This window comes from Pantoea sp. E956-1 (assembly GCF_982223955.1).
Genome location: NZ_CEUYZP010000001.1, coordinates 845,297 through 863,414 on the forward strand (window position 1 = coordinate 845,297; position 18,118 = coordinate 863,414).

General features: G+C 55.4%; 14 protein-coding genes. 5 read left to right on the forward strand and 9 right to left on the reverse strand.

Translation table 11 applies throughout. The features are described 5' to 3' along the window. The first annotated feature begins 76 nt into the window (after window positions 1-76). On the forward strand, window positions 77-1,276 hold the full coding sequence (locus tag AC0T7J_RS04285; protein WP_473792360.1) for an AAA family ATPase: 1,200 nt from the start codon (window positions 77-79) through the stop codon (window positions 1,274-1,276). A gap of 42 nt (window positions 1,277-1,318) precedes the next feature. Then, on the forward strand, window positions 1,319-2,035 hold the full coding sequence (locus AC0T7J_RS04290) for a hypothetical protein (RefSeq protein WP_473792362.1): 717 nt from the start codon (window positions 1,319-1,321) through the stop codon (window positions 2,033-2,035). A gap of 257 nt (window positions 2,036-2,292) precedes the next feature. Here the strand turns inward: AC0T7J_RS04290 and AC0T7J_RS04295 are convergent, their stop codons facing one another. Then, window positions 2,293-3,384, reverse strand: coding sequence for a mechanosensitive ion channel family protein (locus AC0T7J_RS04295; RefSeq protein WP_473792370.1), 1,092 nt, complete (start codon window positions 3,382-3,384; stop codon window positions 2,293-2,295). Between the two features lie 415 nt (window positions 3,385-3,799). Between AC0T7J_RS04295 and AC0T7J_RS04300 the strand changes: the two genes are divergently transcribed. Further along, on the forward strand, window positions 3,800-5,986 hold the full coding sequence (locus AC0T7J_RS04300) for a putative bifunctional diguanylate cyclase/phosphodiesterase (RefSeq protein ID WP_473792372.1): 2,187 nt from the start codon (window positions 3,800-3,802) through the stop codon (window positions 5,984-5,986). Between the two features lie 108 nt (window positions 5,987-6,094). Here the strand turns inward: AC0T7J_RS04300 and biuH are convergent, their stop codons facing one another. Genes biuH through AC0T7J_RS04315 form a run of 3 tightly spaced genes read right to left on the reverse strand, consistent with a single transcriptional unit; the run spans window position 6,095 to window position 9,511 of the window. Further along, window positions 6,095-6,781, reverse strand: a complete 687-nt coding sequence (biuH, locus tag AC0T7J_RS04305; protein ID WP_473792374.1) for a biuret amidohydrolase — start codon at window positions 6,779-6,781, stop codon at window positions 6,095-6,097. After that, window positions 6,768-8,078: a purine-cytosine permease family protein gene (locus AC0T7J_RS04310; RefSeq protein ID WP_473792376.1), complete on the reverse strand. Its 1,311-nt coding sequence runs from the start codon at window positions 8,076-8,078 to the stop codon at window positions 6,768-6,770. The genes biuH and AC0T7J_RS04310 overlap by 14 nt, the downstream gene beginning before the upstream one ends. Next, on the reverse strand, window positions 8,075-9,511 hold the full coding sequence (locus AC0T7J_RS04315) for an amidase (protein WP_473792378.1): 1,437 nt from the start codon (window positions 9,509-9,511) through the stop codon (window positions 8,075-8,077). The genes AC0T7J_RS04310 and AC0T7J_RS04315 overlap by 4 nt, the downstream gene beginning before the upstream one ends. A 367-nt stretch (window positions 9,512-9,878) precedes the next feature. Here AC0T7J_RS04315 and AC0T7J_RS04320 point away from each other — a divergent pair, with 367 nt between their 5' ends. Further along, window positions 9,879-10,448 (forward strand): hypothetical protein, encoded by a 570-nt coding sequence (locus tag AC0T7J_RS04320; RefSeq protein ID WP_473792380.1) that lies wholly within the window; start codon window positions 9,879-9,881, stop codon window positions 10,446-10,448. Beyond that, the gene (locus tag AC0T7J_RS04325; RefSeq protein ID WP_473792382.1) at window positions 10,432-10,659 is read left to right on the forward strand and encodes a hypothetical protein; all 228 of its coding nucleotides are present in this window, start codon (window positions 10,432-10,434) and stop codon (window positions 10,657-10,659) included. The genes AC0T7J_RS04320 and AC0T7J_RS04325 overlap by 17 nt, the downstream gene beginning before the upstream one ends. Before the next feature lie 92 nt (window positions 10,660-10,751). Here AC0T7J_RS04325 and AC0T7J_RS04330 read toward each other — a convergent pair whose 3' ends face one another. The 5 genes from AC0T7J_RS04330 to AC0T7J_RS04350 all read right to left on the reverse strand — a co-directional run bounded on the left by AC0T7J_RS04330 (window position 10,752) and on the right by AC0T7J_RS04350 (window position 18,004). After that, the gene (locus AC0T7J_RS04330; protein ID WP_473792384.1) at window positions 10,752-11,594 is read right to left on the reverse strand and encodes an oxidoreductase; all 843 of its coding nucleotides are present in this window, start codon (window positions 11,592-11,594) and stop codon (window positions 10,752-10,754) included. Window positions 11,595-11,689: 95 nt separating this feature from the next. Further along, entirely contained in the window at window positions 11,690-13,471 is a 1,782-nt protein-coding gene (locus tag AC0T7J_RS04335) for a thiamine pyrophosphate-requiring protein (RefSeq protein WP_473792386.1), read from the reverse strand. Between the two features lie 62 nt (window positions 13,472-13,533). Then, window positions 13,534-15,492, reverse strand: coding sequence for a hydantoinase B/oxoprolinase family protein (locus AC0T7J_RS04340; RefSeq protein WP_473792388.1), 1,959 nt, complete (start codon window positions 15,490-15,492; stop codon window positions 13,534-13,536). Window position 15,493: 1 nt separating this feature from the next. Beyond that, window positions 15,494-17,539, reverse strand: a complete 2,046-nt coding sequence (locus AC0T7J_RS04345) for a hydantoinase/oxoprolinase family protein (RefSeq protein ID WP_473792390.1) — start codon at window positions 17,537-17,539, stop codon at window positions 15,494-15,496. Window positions 17,540-17,557: 18 nt separating this feature from the next. Next, the gene (locus tag AC0T7J_RS04350) at window positions 17,558-18,004 is read right to left on the reverse strand and encodes a GNAT family N-acetyltransferase (protein ID WP_033772121.1); all 447 of its coding nucleotides are present in this window, start codon (window positions 18,002-18,004) and stop codon (window positions 17,558-17,560) included. Window positions 18,005-18,118: the final 114 nt, after the last annotated feature.

Consider the following 18,118-nt stretch of genomic DNA (forward strand, 5'->3'; position numbering starts at 1 on the left):
ATTAAAATAATTGATGAAATAAGTTAGATTTAAGATTATTCTTATTTGAGGTTATTCAATAGAAGGGATACACAAAATGATCGTTGGGATTTTTTTAAGGTATTATAAAACCTATAGTGGCACTCATTACATTCCCTTATCAAGTGGGAGTCAGTTTTGCGGAATTGTAGGTAATAATGGAATTGGTAAAAGTTCAGTCCTGGAAGCTTTAGATTCATTCATAAATAACAAGCCATGGAGCGTTAACACTTCATTTAAGAAGGCTGGTAGCGATAGGCCAGCACCTCATATAGTACCTCTTTTTTTATTAAAGCATGATGAGTTACATGAATCACACCATGAAAAAGCTCGAATCCTCAGTAATTTAGTTTTAGGATATCATTCAGGAAACTCTGATATTACTGTTACTCCTACTACTAGAGGAATCGTAACCACCTTTTCAGAACACATAAAAAAGCTAAAGAGAAATATTGATATAAGTAAATACTTTTTAATCCCCTTAGGTGTGGAAAAAGATGGTTCAATAAGTATATCTATATTAAATGGGAAATCCTTATCCAAATTATCTGGCCTTCCAGAATCAGAAAACAAAATCCCTCAAGCAACTCTTTCGGATATGTTTGATTCTTTGATGTATCATGTAAGATACAAATATGAATACATTTACATACCTAAAGATATTGATTCTGCATCATTTACTAAACTCGAAGCAAATGAAGTCCAAAAATTAGTGGGCGAGTCTCTTGAACAAATAATTTCTCAAAGAATATCAAGTAAAACCATTGGCCAAATTAACACTGGGCTCACTAACTTTCTAACTGACGTTGAAAAAGAACTTGAAGAATACAGCTACAGAACATCAGGAGAGAGACAACTAAAAATCAAAAAAAAGGATGTATACAACCTTATAATTGAAGCTTTTTTCAACGTTCGAAAACTCAATAAGAGGCAGAATGGTGAATGGATAGAGATAAACTCCTTAAGTTCAGGTGAGAAGCAGAGAGCAATCATGGATATTGCGTACGGATTTCTCACAAACCATAGAGAAAACGGAGACAATCTTATAATAGGCATTGATGAACCGGAGTGCTCGCTTCATATGTCAGCATGCTTTGAACAGTTTGAGAAACTTTATTCAATAAGTAACATTATTAAGCAACTGATATTCACATCTCATTGGTATGGTTATTTACCAACTGTAGAAAATGGATGTACTACCGCAATTATGAAGAACAATGGTGAGCACCATTTTGAACTATATGATTTGGCTAGCTAAAGAGAAGAAGTTAGAAAAAAAACAAAAACTTCGTCTCAAGGTATGCCATTCGATATTAAAATAAAAAGTGTTAATGATCTAATTCAATCAATAATATCAAGCTGCCTAGCTGACAAACCTTACAATTGGTTAATTTGCGAAGGTTCCACTGAAAAAAATTATTTATCTCATTACCTCGGCGATTTGGTAGCAGGACATCGGTTGAGGATTGTTCCTGTTGGCGGAGCGAGTGAAGTTAAGAAAATATTTAAACACCTTGAAGCTTCTTACGATGAGTTTAAAAAAGACATGGTAGGGAAAGTTTTTTTACTTTCTGATACTGACGCTGAGCTAGTAAATTATGAAACGCCAGCAATGCCACACATAGTGTGTAAAAGAATTGTTAATTATGGAGGTAAGACTAAACTTGTTGACATATCATCAAATCCGGTATCACCTGCTACGGAAATAGAAGACTGCCTTAACCCAAAGGTTTTTATCGAGGTTCTTAAAGAATTTACCACTGATTATAATTTTTTAAGCGAACTTATTCCTACTGACCTTGGTGTAATTGAAGAGACTAGTTCCTCATCTTACTCCATGGATTTAAGACCAAGAAGTAAAATACAGCTTGACACCTTCTTCGACGCCGAAGGTATAAAATATGAATTTTCAAAGAAATATCAGCGTATTAGCAGAGAAGGTGAATTCAGAAGACCAGAATGGATTGATTTAATCGAGAAATTTTTTACAAGTGATAAACCCGTGAAGTTTATTTAGGTTCACCTTATTAAAAATCCACAACGTTTATACCACTTCGTCAACTTAACATTATCTACCCGCAAAGCTATGAATAAACCTCCCTTAAATAAGGAAGGTTTATTCAGTCTTAATATCATCTAAATTAACTGCTTGTTTTCAATAAACTTTCCACGTTACCACTCTTGCCTGACCTAATAAAGAACAGGATAGCAGCCGTTCGCTAATTAAAAATCCTCACTTACAGTAACTTTTCGCTCTCTATCTAAAAGTGTTCCCTACTCCATCACCCCTCTCCCAACCTTCTCTGACCCACTATCCGTCAGTGATGCTCTCACCTGCGGCAGGCTTTCCGGGTAATTCTGCTGAATAAACTCAATCATCTTTTCACGCACATAACAGCGTAAATCAAAGGCGATCGGGGAGTTCTGCGCGGTCATCAGCATCCTGATGGTCATGGTTTTCTCGGTGGTGTCGGTCACCTGCAGCACAGACGTTTCCTGATCCCAGAGTTTGGTTTCACTCAGCACCTTTTCAAAGTGCTTGCGCAGTGGCTCCAGCGGCATGGAGTAATCCACGTAAAGAAACACCGAGCCTAAGATCTGGGCGTTATTGCGCGTCCAGTTCTGGAACGGATTTTCGGTAAAGTAGGTAATCGGCAACACCAGCCGACGCAAATCCCAGATGCGCACCACCACATAGGTCAGGTTGATCTCCTCAATCCAGCCCCACTCTTTTTCTACCACTACCGCATCATCAATTTTAATAGGCTGGGTAAAGGCGATCTGAATACCGGCGAACAGATTGACCAGCGACTTCTGCAGCGCAAAACCAATAATGATACCGGCGACACCCGCACCCGCCAGAATGGTGGTGCCGAATTTCCGGACGCCAGGGAAGCTGAGCAGAATCAGCGAAACACAGAAAAGAACCAGGATAACAATAACTACTTTTTTGACATAGATAATCTGCGTGCGAATTTTGCGCGCACGAAGGTTATTGGAAATATTAATGTCATAGCGGATATAAAGCATATCCTGCGCCACGTTGGTCAGCCGGATTAAGACCGAGCAAAATGACATAATAATAAAGACATTGATGATATTGGTGATTAAAGAGAGAGATTCCGGGTGAAAATCGATGTAATTAACGCCGACATTAATCATTAATAACGGAATAAAAAAGAACATCGAGCCGCTAAGATGCTTCTCAAGGGATTTGAACAGCTTTCTGTCACGAATCTGCCAGTAGCGGATGAACCTGAGCAGAATAAGTCGGGCCAGGAATCCCAGCACAAAAGAGAGCGAGACGAGTAATACAACAGGCACCCATGACGGGAAACCAGATAACTCACCGAATAACAATGGCATTATTTTCCCTTTTAGTAAGCAGACAACCTCAGGCTGTCAGATAAGTGACCCACAGTAACCGTTGTCTTCACGGCTATCCGTTCGTAACACAATCAGCGCACATGAGTATGAACCATAGCGGCAAAGTTAACAGGAAATGCGCGGTGATGCAGCCAGAGAGGCTTTCGTGCGCCAGCCTTACGGCTACTGATAGGGAGGCAGAATATCAGCCTTCGTGTCACCGTCCGCCCAGCCCAACATCATTAAAATATCTGATACAACACAGCCATTTTTACGCTCTCCCTTTTTTAGCCCGCACTGGCCATCCGGCAACAAAAACATTACCAGAATCACTAAGCGCAACGCTTTGCGTGGACGTTTTTATGCAATCTGCTAATTTTTAAGGTGTTCCCCTGCTGCTGAGAAAAACAACAATATGATTAACACTCTTAAACTTTCCTCTGATTTTCGTCGCAGTTTCCTGCGTGAAGTCCTGGTGCCGCTGGTGGCTATTTTACTGCTGACGTTTGTGGGTGCAGGGGCTGCGCTATTTGTCGGCACCTCACTCACCAATGCCGAGGCCCGGCATCAGCAGCAAAGAATGATTGAAGCCTCTTTTTCACAGAGTCTGAATGAGCATCTGCGCCAGCTGCATAGCCTGTCGCGCTGGGGACCCTTTGAGCAGCATCTGGTGGAGGGCAACAGCGGCAGGTGGCTGGATGAGAATATTGGGCTGTGGCTGTATGAGATGTTCGGCCATCAGCTGATTCTGGTGCTGGACCAGCAAAATCAGATCGTCAGAGTCTGGCGCGAAGGCCAGCCGGTCTCCGCCCCTGAAAATGACCCGCTGATTGGTGAGGTGCTGCAAAGCCCGCTGATCAACGATCCGGCGCGCCAGGATAACGCCGATTATGCCCGAATAACAAATCGTGCCGCCGCGCTGGCTGTAGGTAACATCCAGCGGGAGAGCAATGCCCTGCCGCGTTTCCGGCTGGTGAGCCTGAAATTTCTCGATGACGGCTATCTGGCGGGCCTGGCGGAACGCAATCAGCTGCAGGGGCTGCACTTCTCCGACGGCACGCCACAGCCGGGGACCGGCGCGCGCTATCTGTTGATCGCTCAGGCGGGCGAGGCGGTTGGCTATCTGAACTGGATCCCCTCCCGTCCCGGTGCGCAGATGCTGCGTACCATCGGGCCATCCACCGGGCTGGCGGTACTGGCGATATCCCTGCTCTGCCTTTATATGGTGCGGCGACTCTGGAACTCGTCGGTGAACCTCTCGCAATCCATGCTCAGACTCGGCGCGTCAGAGGCTCAGGCACAGCATCTGGCGTTTCATGATGTGCTGACCGGCCTGCCGAACCGCGCACTGGTCGAAGACCGCTTAACCCAGGCGCTGGCCCTGGCGACGCGCCACGATCAGCGTGTGGCGCTGCTGCTCATCGACCTCGACCGCTTTAAAACCATCAACGATACCCACGGCCATCACGCCGGCGACGAGCTGATTATCGCGGTGGCACAGCGCCTGAGCCATATCGTGCGGGCCAGCGATACAGTTGGACGCATCGGCGGCGATGAATTTATCGTGGTAATGCCGGACGTCGATAATATCGGCCAGGTGCAGAGCCTGGCGCAGCGCATTATCGATGAACTGAGTGAGCCTTTTACGCTGTTTGGCAGCGATGTCTGGAGTGGCGCCAGCATCGGACTGGCACTGGCACCCAAAGATGGGGTTGATCGGCTGGAGCTCATGCGCAAAGCGGATATTGCGCTGTATGAGGCCAAAAGCGGCGGGCGCGGCACGTACCGTCAGTTTGAACGGGCGATGGATGAGTCGGTGCGGACCCGGCAGACCATCGCTGCCGATCTGCGTACGGCGCTGCATACCCGTCAGGGGCTGGAGGTGTGGTATCAGCCGCTGATGGATATTGGCGGTCAGCAGATGGTGGGCATCGAGGCGCTGTTGCGCTGGCACCATCCGACGCGCGGCCTGATTGCGCCCGTGGAGTTTATCGCGATTGCCGAAGAGACCGGCCTGATTATTCCGCTGGGTGAATGGGTGCTGGCTGAAGCCTGCGTCACTCAGCAGCGTTTTCCCGAGTTGCTGGTGGCGGTCAACATCTCGCCGGTACAGTTCCGCTCTACAGGTTTTGTTGAGCGGGTGATGGCGATTGTCAGTCAGAACGGCGGCGATCCGAAGCGTCTGGAACTGGAGATCACCGAAGGGGTGTTAATCGAAGATGAACGTGAAGCACGCGCCATTATTGTGGCGCTGCGTGACGCGGGCTTCCGCATTGCACTGGATGACTTTGGCACCGGTTATTCAAGCCTTAACTATCTCAGCAACTTTCCGGTGGATAAAATCAAAATTGATCGCTCATTCACCCAGTCACTGGGCGTGGCGGAAAATTCAGTGGCAATTGTTGAATCGGTGGTGAAACTGGGTCACGCCATGGGTCTGATGGTGACGGCAGAAGGCGTCGAGACGCCAGGACAGATGTCTGCACTGGCAGATGCCGGCTGTAATCAGTTGCAGGGCTATCTGTTCAGTCAGGCGGTGCCCGCCGATCAGCTTGCGGCACTGATGAAAACTATTGCGCCAAACAACGCGCTGCAAGAGTGATCACTGATGTGGAAAGCCTGAGCGCAACGTTGTGCTCAGGTTTTCCGGCCGCGTGATGCATCTGAGATCAGAAGATCAACGTCGCCCTTCACTCGTCGTCGCGGAAATTTAAAGCCCCAGGCTATCCAGCAGCGCGGCAGAATGGGCGACCGCGCCAAAGATGCCGCCCTGCATATGGATCATGCTCAGCGCCGCCTCATGATGACGCTGCTCGGTCGCAGCACAGCAATCGGACAAGACCAGGCACTCAAAGCCGCGATCGTTGGCTTCCCGCAGCGTGGTGTGGACGCAGACGTCGGTGGTAATGCCGGTGAGGATCAGATTACGGATGCCGCGGCTGCGCAATATCAGCTCCAGATCGGTGGCATAAAACGATCCCTTACCCGGCTTATCTATCACTACTTCACCCGGCAACGGTGCCAGCTCGGGGATTATCTCCCAGCCCGGTTCACCGCGTACCAGAATACGGCCGCACGGTCCCTCATCCCCGATGCCGGCGTTCATCCGTCGCGAGCGCCAGCGTTTGTTGGCGGGCAAGTCGCTGAGGTCAGGCCGGTGTCCTTCGCGGGTATGGATAATCGGAAACCGGCGGGCGCGCATCGCCGCCAGTACGCACTGTAATGGGGCGATAGGCGCGCGGGTCAGACTCACGTCATAGCCCATGCTGTCGACATAGCCGCCCACGCCACAGAAATCAGTCTGCATATCAATCACGATCAGTGCGCTGTCAGCTGGCGTAAAAGTGCCGTCAAACGGCCAGGCGTAGGGGGTTGAATTAACGCTATAGTCGGACATTGCTGTTCTCCATTATCGGGCGCGGCATGCGCATTCTGCTGATCAGGCTGTAGCTGATGGCGGCGGTCACCAGACCAATAACCGCTTCACCGAACTCGGGGAAAGCCACGTGGGCGATCACCGCACACAAGCTGCCAATCGCCCAGGCGGCAAACGCGGTGCCACGAAAACGCTGCGCCGGACGCTGCTCACTGATGCGCGCCATAAAAATTAAATCCACGATCATCACGGCGCCAAACGGCGGCACCACAATACCCAGCAGGCTGAGCCACTCCAGGAAGTAAGACCAGACGCCCGCCAGCGCCAGCACGCCGCCGATGGCCCCCAGGATCAGCGTCCAGAGCCGCATTTTGCTGCTGAACAGATGACTGAAGCCTACCGCCCCGTTGTAGAGGCAGTGCGTGCAGACCGATCCAAGATTGATAAAGACAAACAGGCAGGCCACCACTGACAGAAAGGCGCTGTGCCCCATCAGCATCGGCAGGAAGTTACCGCCATTGGTCAGCGGATCGACCGCGGCACCCACGGCCACAATCACCACACCGAACAGGTAGGAGATGACGTTGGCAACCGGGAAGGCAGAGAACGCGGCGATCACCGCCGAACGGCCATTCTTCGACCAGCGGGTAAAGTCAGCGGTCATGGTGCCGGAGTCGGCAAATCCAGCCACCACCATGGTGACGGCGGTGCCCATACTCATCGCCCCCGCTGCACTGGCGCTGCCCTTCCACTGCGTCACCACGGAGAAGTCGTGTTGTTTGCTAATCAGCCACAGCGCCACCATTCCCAGCACCACAAACAGCGGCGCGGCGATCATCCCCAGCACCGACAACGCCCGCACGCCCAGGAATGTGATGCCGGTGTAGAGGATCATGGCAAAGGCCGTCACCGCCAGCGCGTTCCAGCCAAAGGTCTGATTAATCACCGTGCCGGTGAGGCCCGTCTGGAAGGCATACCAGCCGATCACCACCGTCGAGAGAAAACCCGAGACCAGGATGTAGCCTTTGCTGCCAAAGGTCCGTCTGGCCTGCAGGGCGAAATTCATTCCGCTGTTACCGGCGTACCAGCTCAGTGCGCCGACATAGGCGAACAGTACCAGGTTTCCCAGCAGAATGGCGATCAGCGCAGGCCAGAACCCCAGATGCCAGGTGATGATGCCGCCAAACAGCGCATTGGTGAGGATCATCGGAAATCCAAACCAGACGGCCGAGACGGAGCGGGTAGAATGACGGTGCGACAGCGGTACTGGCTCATGTTCAAACTCCTGCTCCAGCGCAGGCGTAGTCGACGTTTTCATTGGGCGATTCCGGGTTGAAGGTGATTCCACGGCTGAATGCGCTCGAAAGCGGCACTGGCAGCCAGCACTAAGGCATCATCAAGATGACGTCCGACAATCTGCAGACCAACGGGCAAGCCGCTGGCGGTAAAGCCGGCGGGTACGGACGCGGCAGGCTGACCGGTGAAGTTGAAGGGGTAGCAGAACGAGAGCCAGTGATCACTGCGGACCATGCGGTCATCAATGATCTCCGGTCCCTGCATCCCCAGCGGAAACGGCGGCACCGCCAGCGTCGGGGTAATCAGCAGGTCAAAGCGCTGCATAAAGCGCCACAGGCAGTTGCTGACTGCTTTGCGGGTGGTGATGGCATCGGTGAAGTTTTCCGCCCGCCAGTCGCGCTGCAGCATGGCGACCAGATGCGGCGACATCTCGCTGCCCTGCTCCGCCATCATCTGGCGCATGCCGGTAAGATCGCTCTCCATCGCCACCAGCGCGCCAAAAGCCGCCGATGGATCAGTGAAGCCCGGATCGGTCAGTTCCAGTTCAGCACCGATTTCAGCGGCAAAACGCTGCACCGCCGCGCTGACCACAGCCCGCACTTCCGGGTCAACGGCCACATAGCCAAAATCCGCGCTGAAGGCGATACGTAATTTACCGGGCAGATGGTGTGGCGCGCCAAGCCAGTCCACATCATTGCAGGGAATCGAGTGGCGATCGCGCATATCCGGTCCGGCCATCAGCGACATCATCAGCGCGGCATCGCGCACGCTGCGCGTCATCGGGCCGATGTGCTCCAGTGACTCCCAACTCGACACGCCGGGGTAGCGTTCATCACGACAGCCGGGCCAGAGCGGCACCCGGCCCATCGACGCCTTGAAGCCGAAAATACCGCAGTGCGCCGCCGGAATGCGTACCGACCCGCCGCCGTCACTGCCCAGTGCAATCGGGCAGAGCCGCGCCGCCACCGCCGCACCTGAACCGGCGCTGGACCCCCCTGGCGTCATGCTCAAATCCCAGGGATTCCGGGGCGACGGAAACAGTGGATTGTGCCCGACCCCGCTGTAGCCAAACTCCGGTGCGGTGGTTTTGCCAAGCAGAATGGCGTCGGCGGCCAGCAACCGCTCCACCGTGATGTCGTCATCATCCGGCACGAAATCTTTGTACGCCGCCGAACCGGAGGTGGTTCTGACGTTTGCGGTGCAGATTAAGTCCTTCACCGCCAGCGGTACGCCCGCCAGCGCGCCCAGTGTTTCACCGCGTGCCCGTCGGGCATCCACGGCGCTGGCCTGTGCCATCGCCAGTTCAGGCGTCGGGGTACAAAAAGCCTGTATCGCCGGTTCCCGCTGTTCCATCCGTGCCAGCGCCGCCCCGGTCAGCTCGCACGCCGACACGTCCCCGCTGCGAATCAGCGCGGCCATCGTGGTGGCATCTTCGTCTAATAAGGAGTCAAACATGGGTTACCTCGCCAAAAGTTTACCTCTCGGCTAGTGCATGAAGCGTGCCAGTTAGCGGTGAATCATCCGGTCTGAGACGAGGATGCCAGATGGAATACGGGCTGGGATACAAGATCGAATTCTTATGATGCCAGGCGGAGGCGGCTGTTTATTTTTCAAGCACGATGATGGCGCAGGCCTGCGCGATAAGGGGGCGTAATAGCTGAATGGTTTGCGGGTTGGTTTACAAAACGATGTCAGTTATCAGCAACAGCAACAGATATGCTGGAATGAATAACCGCATTTTTATCATGGATATTTGACCGGTCTGAGCAGGCACTGAAAAATCACGGCTTAAAGATTCACATGCAGCCTGCAGGGATGATAAGTGCGCATTGAAGAAGATATTTATCTCGAAAACTACGAAATCAGGCGAAAAAGATTCATTTATGATCGTCAGGTTTATCACAGCTACGTGTTTGTTGTCGGTAATGAGACTTACACCGTCATCGTTGGCGACCGGATAGATGAACAAACCTTTAACCGCATCGGATACCGGATGCCACCCGGTATCGCCTTTCCGGTTAACGGGCTGGCTGAAGTCTGTTTTGACGTGTTCGATGGTCTGGAGTGCCTGGGCGATTTCCGCCATATCAGCTTTGCAGGATTAGGCAGTGCTGTCGTTTTCAAAAGCGTACTCCTGGCGTTAATGGCACACCATGAAAGCTTCTTTACAGGCGGTTTTGTTTTCCAGGCTGCATCAGGAGAGATCGTTGACCGCAATCGCCCGACACCCCTTGAGGAGATCTACGATGCTTTGCTTGGGTTAAAAAATGAACTACGCTACAATCGCCGGACAGGGTTGCCAAAGAAAGCGCCGCAACCTTTAATCCCGGACTGTTTCCGGGCTTATAAAGTAGTGACTACAGGGAGAGCTTGCTATGTCGTTTTACAATAAACACGATGAAATAACCCCTTTGGCTCCGGTCGAAATCAGGTATAAAGAGTTAAGGGCACTATTGATAGCGGAATGGCTGGCCAGACCCGATCTGCCCGCCATTAAAGCCCAGTTAGCTCAGAGGAAAAAACGCTCCTCATCTGCCCTGTTGCGCCGTAAGCTGAAAGAGCTCAATGCGCGCGAAATGCAGAAAGCTAAGATCAGCGCTTAACGCTTAAAGGCCCGATAAACGGGCCTTTCGTATTTTTATCAGCTTCTGGCTCATACGCGGGCGGCTTTCTGCCACCCGTACAGTATTAACCTCTACTCCGGAAAATCTGTCTCCACCGACGTCTGTTTCCACGCTTCGATCTCAGCCAGCCGCTCTTTAAGCTTACTGGTCACGGCATCATGGCCCCAGGCGCCCATCACCAGATGGCGTGGCGGGTTGTCATGCTCAGTGATAGCAATCATTGCCGTGGCGGCCCGCGCCGGATCGCCCTTCTGAGTGCCGCTGTATTCGGCGGTGGCTTTCATGCGTGCGGCGGCGGTCTCTGCATAGTCCGGCAGCGTGCTCGGCGTCTGATGCAGGGAGCGTCCGGCCCAGTCGGTGCGGAACGGACCTGGCTCAACGCAGGTAACGCGAATGCCCAGTGGTCCCGCTTCCAGCGCCAGTGAATCTGACCAGCCTTCCACCGCATGTTTGCTGGCAGAGTAGTAGCCTGAGCTGGCAAAACCAATTAAGCCTGCCACCGAGGTAATGTTGATGACGTGGCCGCTGCGCGCCTTTCTCATAGTGGGCAGCACGGCGCGGGTCAGGGCAAACAGGCCAAAAACATTGGCATCAAACTGCGCGCGGATTTCGCTTTCCACACCCTCTTCCACCGAGCTCTGATAGCCGTAACCGGCGTTGTTTACCAGCACATCAATGGTGCCGAACGTGTCCAGCGCCGCTTTGACGGCCTGGTCGATGCTCGCCTGGTGGGTGACATCCAGCGTTACTGCCAGCGCGTTGTCGTGTCCCTCAACCAGATCGGCAATGGAAGAGGTATCACGTGCCGTCACGACGACCTTAAAACCACGCGCGATGGTCTGCTGCGCCAGTTCACGACCAAATCCGGTCGAACATCCCGATATTAACCAGACAGGGCTGGAGTGAGCAGTCATGGTAAGACTCCCGTTGATGATGAAGTGACTGGAGACCCGGACGCGAGTGCATCCGGGATTTAAGGTTAGCGAGGCGCGGCTGCCCCATTTAGCCCTTAATGCTTTTTATTGAACAGCTGGCTGGCGGTGTCGCTGATGATCTGTGCCGCGCCGCGATCGCCTTTCACCATCGACGCCATAAAAGCTTTCGCCTGTTTAAAGGTGATGTGCGGCGGTAACGGGGCAACTTCCGGATCGGTTTTCACCTCCAGCAATACCGGGCGATCGGCGCCGAGCGCGCGCTGCCAGGCCGCCGCCAGATCGTCAGGATTATCGACAAAAATACCGACCATCCCCAGCGACTGCGCAAACTCCGCATACTTCACGTCCGGCAGTTGCTGCGAGGCGTCAAAGCGGGGATTTCCCTCCATGACCCGCTGCTCCCAGGTAACCTGATTGAGATCCTGGTTGTTGAATACGCAGACGATCAGCCGCGGATCGGCCCACTGCTGCCAGTATTTCTGGATGGTGATCAGCTCTGCCATATTGTTCATCTGCATCGCACCGTCACCCACCAGCGCCACCACCGGTTTGTCGGGATGGGCAAATTTTGCGGCAATCGCATAAGGCACCGCCGCGCCCATACAGGCCAGGCCGCCGGAGAGCGAGGCGCGTTGTCCCTGCTTAACCCGATAGTCGCGGGCGAACCAGTTGGCACAGGAACCGGAGTCCGAGGTGACAATGGCGTTATCCGGCAGTTGTGGCGACATCTCCCACACTACCCGCTGCGGGTTGACCGGATTAGCCGGTGCCATGGCGCGCTCTTCCATCAGCGTCCACCAGTCGCGCACCTGAAGCGCGATATCTTCCTGCCAGCTGCGATCCTCTTTGTGCTCCAGCAGCGGCAGCAAAGCGCGCAGGGTTTCAGCCGCATCGCCATGCAGGTTCACTTCGCTGGGATAGCGCAGGCCGAGCATGGCGGGATCGATGTCGATCTGCACCGCACGCGCCTTGCCCTCTTCCGGCAGGAATTCCGTCCACGGGAAGCCGCTGCCGATCATCAGCAGGGTATCGCAGTTCTGCATTAAATCGGATGAGGGTTTAGTGCCGAGCAGACCAATCGAGCCGGTTACAAATGGCGCATCGTCCGGCAGCACATCTTTGCCCAGCAGCGCTTTTGCCACGCCCGCACCCAGCACATTCGCAACCTGTACCACCTCGACGGCGGCGTTGCGTGCGCCTGCGCCAATCAGAATTGCCACTTTTTTACCGGCGTTAAGCACCTCAGCGGCGCGTTGCAGATCGGCTTCATAAGGGATCACTTTAGGACGCTGATAGCCGCTGCCGGAATGGGTAAAACCGTGCAGATGCTGTGGCGGCTGCCACTCCTCATCCTGAATATCTTTTGGGATAATGATCACCGCCACGCCGTTTTGCGCTTTGGCGATGCGCACGCCCCGGTCGAGCAGATGGCGAACCTGGGTCGTGGTTGAGGCTTCCTGAACGAAGTTGGCGACGTCCGAGAAGATGCGATCCAGGTTCATCTCCTGCTGGTAACTGGCACCCCGCGCGGTCGCTTCCGCCTGTCCGGCAATCGCCAGCACCGGGGCATGATCCATTTTGGCATCATAGAGTCCGGTCAGCAGATGGGTTGCGCCCGGGCCGCCGGTCGAGAGGCAGACGCCCAGCTCGCCGGTGAACTTCGCGTGCCCGGCCGCCATAAAGGCCGCCATCTCTTCATGGCGCACCTGAATAAATTCGATGCCGTCGCCTTTGGCGTTAGCACGCTGAATGGCGCCCAGCACCCCGTTAATCCCGTCTCCCGGATAGCCGTAGATGCGTGTGACGCCCCACTCTTTCAGGCGCTGGACAAAAAAATCACTGGTTTTCATGCTCATCGTCGCGTTTCCCCTTGTAGTCCATGCAGACTTAAAGCGTAGTAGACGATGGGCAATCGCCGTTAATTGTTCGCCATTGCAGGGTATCGCTGACGCAAATCACTGAATATTTGTGCCATATCCGCCGTTTCGCCTATCTCTGCCACCGCCCGGAATACCTGCGTTTTCAGGAAGTGACGCCAGCTCACCGGCGCGCTTGCCAGAAAGGCGGTCAGTAACTGATAACGCTGCGGCGTCCAGAGCGTTTCGAAGCGACTCCGTGCTTCGCCGTGCTCAAAATGGTGCGCAGCCTGCTGCGGCATCGAGGCGCGCAGGCGCTCTGTTGCCGCCTGATCCACGCAGTTATCTGTCACCACCACGCCATACTGCGTCCTGGCTGCCGCGACACTGAGATAACCGCAGCGCACATCCTGCATCACCGCATCGGCATCGCGCTGTGTCGGCAGGCCATAACCGCCCGCGCCGGGTCCGCGCACTTCGACCACGTCACCCGGCAGGCAGTGGATCACATCAGTGTTACCGTGATTGATGGCCTCACCGTCGCGCCGGGTACGGAAGTAAGAGAGCGCCCCACTCTGGCCGCCGACGACACCCGCCGAGGCAAACACCGACCGGTTACGATTGCGCGCGGTAATAGTGGTATTGGGCGAGAAAATCTCAAACGCCATTTCGGTGGCTAAGCCGCCGCGATAGCGACCGGCTCCGGCGCTGTCCTGGGCCAGTCCGTAACGATGAAAGCGGATCGGCACTTCCGCTTCGTTGATCTCAATCGGGGTATTTTTCAGAAAGGCTGAAAGCCCGCCGGAGCCGTCAGGCCCATCGTGACGTGGCGTGCCGCCCGCGCCACCGCCCACCGGACCCAACGAGGCGACCACGCTGCGGTTCTGCGTCTGGGTGCGGATGTTCATGATTGAGTTGCCGCCCGGTGAATTCGCGGGCAAACGCTCCGGCATCGCCAGCGAGAAGACGCCGACAGTGGCAATCTGCGACAGTGCACAGGTCAGGGAGCGCATCCCCACCGCTGCGGGCGCTTCACAGTTCATGACCGTGCCAGGCGGCAGGATTGCCCGAGTGGGTCGCAGCGTACCGGCGTTAAGCAGCAGCGAGCGATCGAGCGTAGAGAGCACATAGGTGACGCCCACCAGCGCCAGCGGATGCCGCTCACGTCCGCCAGTCGGCATGTTCAGCGACGAGGCCAGCTGCGGGTCGCTGCCGGTGTAGTCCAGCTCCAGCTGATCGCCCTGCACCCGCAGAGTAATGGCGATACGGCAGGGATAACCGCCCTCGCCATCTTCATCGGCGTAGTCGGCATAGAAGTATTCCCCGTCGGGAATGGTTTTGATAATGCTGCGCGCCTGCGCTTCGGCGTAATCGAGAATGCCCTCAATGCCCTGCAAAAAATCGGCGATGCCAAAGCGGGCAATAATGTCGTGGATTTTACGCTCGCCGACGTTCACCGACGCCAGCTGGGCTTTGAAATCGCCCCAGTTCTGATCCGGCACCCGCACATTAAGCCGCATGATGCTGGCGACCTCCTCATTGAGTTGCCCCTGTCGCATGATCTTCAGCGGCGGGATGCGAATCCCCTCCTGCACGATATCGGTCAGCGAGCGTGACAGCGAGGCGGGCACCGCGCCGCCGACGTCGGTGTTATGAATGTGGCCCACCACGAAGCAGACAATTTCACCCTGGTGGAACACCGGTTTCCAGATGTGGATATCGGGCGAGTGGGTCGCCACGTTGCCGGCGTAAGCGTCGTTGGTAATGCAGATGTCGCCGTCAGCGTACTCTTCAATCAGCGCCAGCACCGGCGCATAGTCGATGCCGCTGTACCAGGGCGCGCCAAAGCTGCGCGGCGAGGCAAACGCCAGGCCGCTGCGGCTGACAATCTGACAGGAGAAATCTTCCGTCTCTTTCACAAAGGTGGAGTGCGCCGTGCGCATCAGGGTAAAGGCCATCGCATCGGCAGCGGCGGCGCAGTAGTTCGCCAGGATCTGTAAGTTACGTCCATCAATCGCCATGTTATGCCTCGTTCGCCGTGATCAGCAGATTACCGAAAGAATCGACCGTGACGCCCATGCCGGGCGGCACGCAGGTGGTGCAGTCATCCTGGGCGATAATGACCGGGCCACTGAGCTGATGTCCGGCGCGCAGCGCCGAACGCAGCACCAAATCAACCTGATGCCAGCCGCCGTCGATCCACGCCCTGGTCTTTTTCAGTACCGGCACCGGTTCTGTGGCCGGAGCCAGTGGGTTAATCACCGGTTTCGGCGTCGGTGAGGCAATCACCAGCCGCAGGTTGATCAACTGCACGGGAGCCTGCGGGTCACAGTGACCAAACAGCTGCTGGTGCTGCCGGTCAAATGCGTCATGCAGCGCAGTGAAATCCGCCTGCGCCAGCCAGTTCGCCTCCAGCGGCACATCGATCTCAAACGACTGACCGCGATAGCGCATATCCGCGCTGAACTGCAGGCTGTAAGGCATATCGCTGCCGTGCTCCTGTGCCAGCCAGCCACAGGCGCGCTGCTGTAAGGCGTCGGCTTCACTGGCTAAGGTGTCGGCCAGTGCGGGCGTCAGATCGCCGTAGAGCGTGCGGATAAAGTCGTTGCGAATGTCCGCCACCAACCCGCCCAGCGCGGACAGCACGCCCGGCGTCGGCGGCACGATCACGCCCTTCATGTTCAGTTCGCGGGCCAGAAAACAGCCCATCATCGGCCCGGCACCGCCAAAGGCCAGGAACCAGAATTCACGCGGATCGAGACCAAAGCGCGACAGCAGGCCGCTGGTATCGCTGTACATGCTGGAGATCGCCAGCTGGATGGCGGTTTCCGCCGTTTCCTGCACCGTGACGCCAAGCGCATCGGCCAGCGGCTGCCAGGCCGCACAGGCGGCGTCTACATCAACAGTGACGGCGTTATAACCTAACGCGCCATGGCCCATCATGCCGCAGGCGGCAAAGGCATCGGTGGCGGTGGGCTGTGTGCCGCCGCGCTGGAAGCAGACCGGGCCAGGCAGCGATCCGGCACTGTCCGGCCCCATCTGCAGCACGCCCTGACCATCGATCCACGCCAGCGAGCCACCGCCCTGACCCACCGAGGTGACGGCGACAGAAGGAATAAAGATCGGGAAATCCCCGATGATTTCGCCATTGCCCTGCGCCACTTTGCCGTCGATGATCACCGCCACGTCGGCGCTGGTGCCACCGATATCCAGGCTGAGGATTTTGTCAAAACCGCAGGCGCTGGCAAGATAGCTGGCACCAATCACCCCGGATGCGGTGCCGGACAGTACCATCTGCACGCATTCGCGTTTCGCCTGATCGACGCCCATCACTCCGCCGTTGGATTTGGTGATGCGGGGCGGCGGCCTGACGCCGAGCCGGTGCAGCGCCTGCTCAAAGGACTCCAGATAGTGGATCACCATCGGCTGCACGTAGGCATTAATGGTGGCGGTAATGGTGCGTTCATATTCACGGATGATCGGCCAGATGTCGGCGGAACAGGAGGTCAGCAGTTCAGGAGCCACCTCGTCGATAATCGCCTTCACCGCCGCTTCATTGTGCCGGTTGCGATAGCTGTGCAGCAGTGACACCACAATGCCCTGACAGCCTGCCGCTCGCGCCTGGTCTATCGCGTCGAGCACGCTCTGGCGATCCACCGGTTGCAGCACGTTGCCGTGCGCGTCGCTGCGTTCGCGGATGGCAAACACCCGATCGCGGGTAATCAGCGGAGCAGGACGCCGGGAGAAAAGATCGTGGATATGCGGGATTTTAAGCCGGGCCAGCTCCAGGACATCGCAGAAGCCCTCCGTGGCGAACAGTGCCAGCCGCACGCCGCGCCGCTGGATCACCGCGTTAATGCCTACCGTGGTGCCGTGGGTGAAGTAGCCAATCTCAGCGGGGTCAATACCCTGATGCTGCTGAAACTGCGCCAGCCCGGTAACGATTTCGCTGCCTGGCTGATCCGGTCGTGACAGGACTTTCAGGGTGTGAATCTGGTTCGTTTGCTGATCGAGCACGGCGAAATCGGTAAAGGATCCGCCAATATCCACGCCAACGCGGTATCGCATATCGGGGTAACTCCAGTGTCAGGAAGGGGGAAATTCCATCAGTGCCTCGGGATGCTGCACCACACGCCAGCCGAGCCGCTGATAGACCTGATGGGCATCCTGGGTTGAGAGCATCCAGCGATGCACCGTTTGCAGCTCCGGGTGTTCACGGACGCAGGTCGCCAGCCAGCTGCCCAGCCCGTGACCGCGCCAGTTTTCATCAATCATTACGTCGCACAGCCAGCCAAAGCGGGTGTAGTCGGTGATGAGGCGGGCAAAACCAATCTGTCTCTGCTGGTGATAGAGGCCAAACGGCAGCGAACCGGCAATCGCCCGCACGGTTTTGGCCAGCGGCTGGCCTTTGGCCCAGTACGACTTCTCCGCCAGCTGGATGTGGATCCACGCCAGGTCGAGCCGCTGGCGGCTGGTGGAGACAGTGAACGCCTCGCGCTGCCACTGCTGGTCAGCAATTTGCAATGAGTCCATGACAACTCCTTGTATCGGTTGAAAACAGTGTAAAAGGGTTCGCCCAACGGTTGAGGCTGTAGCGCGCTACAGAACCGGCTGTTGCGACTGAATTTTGCGTCATGAAGAAATTTT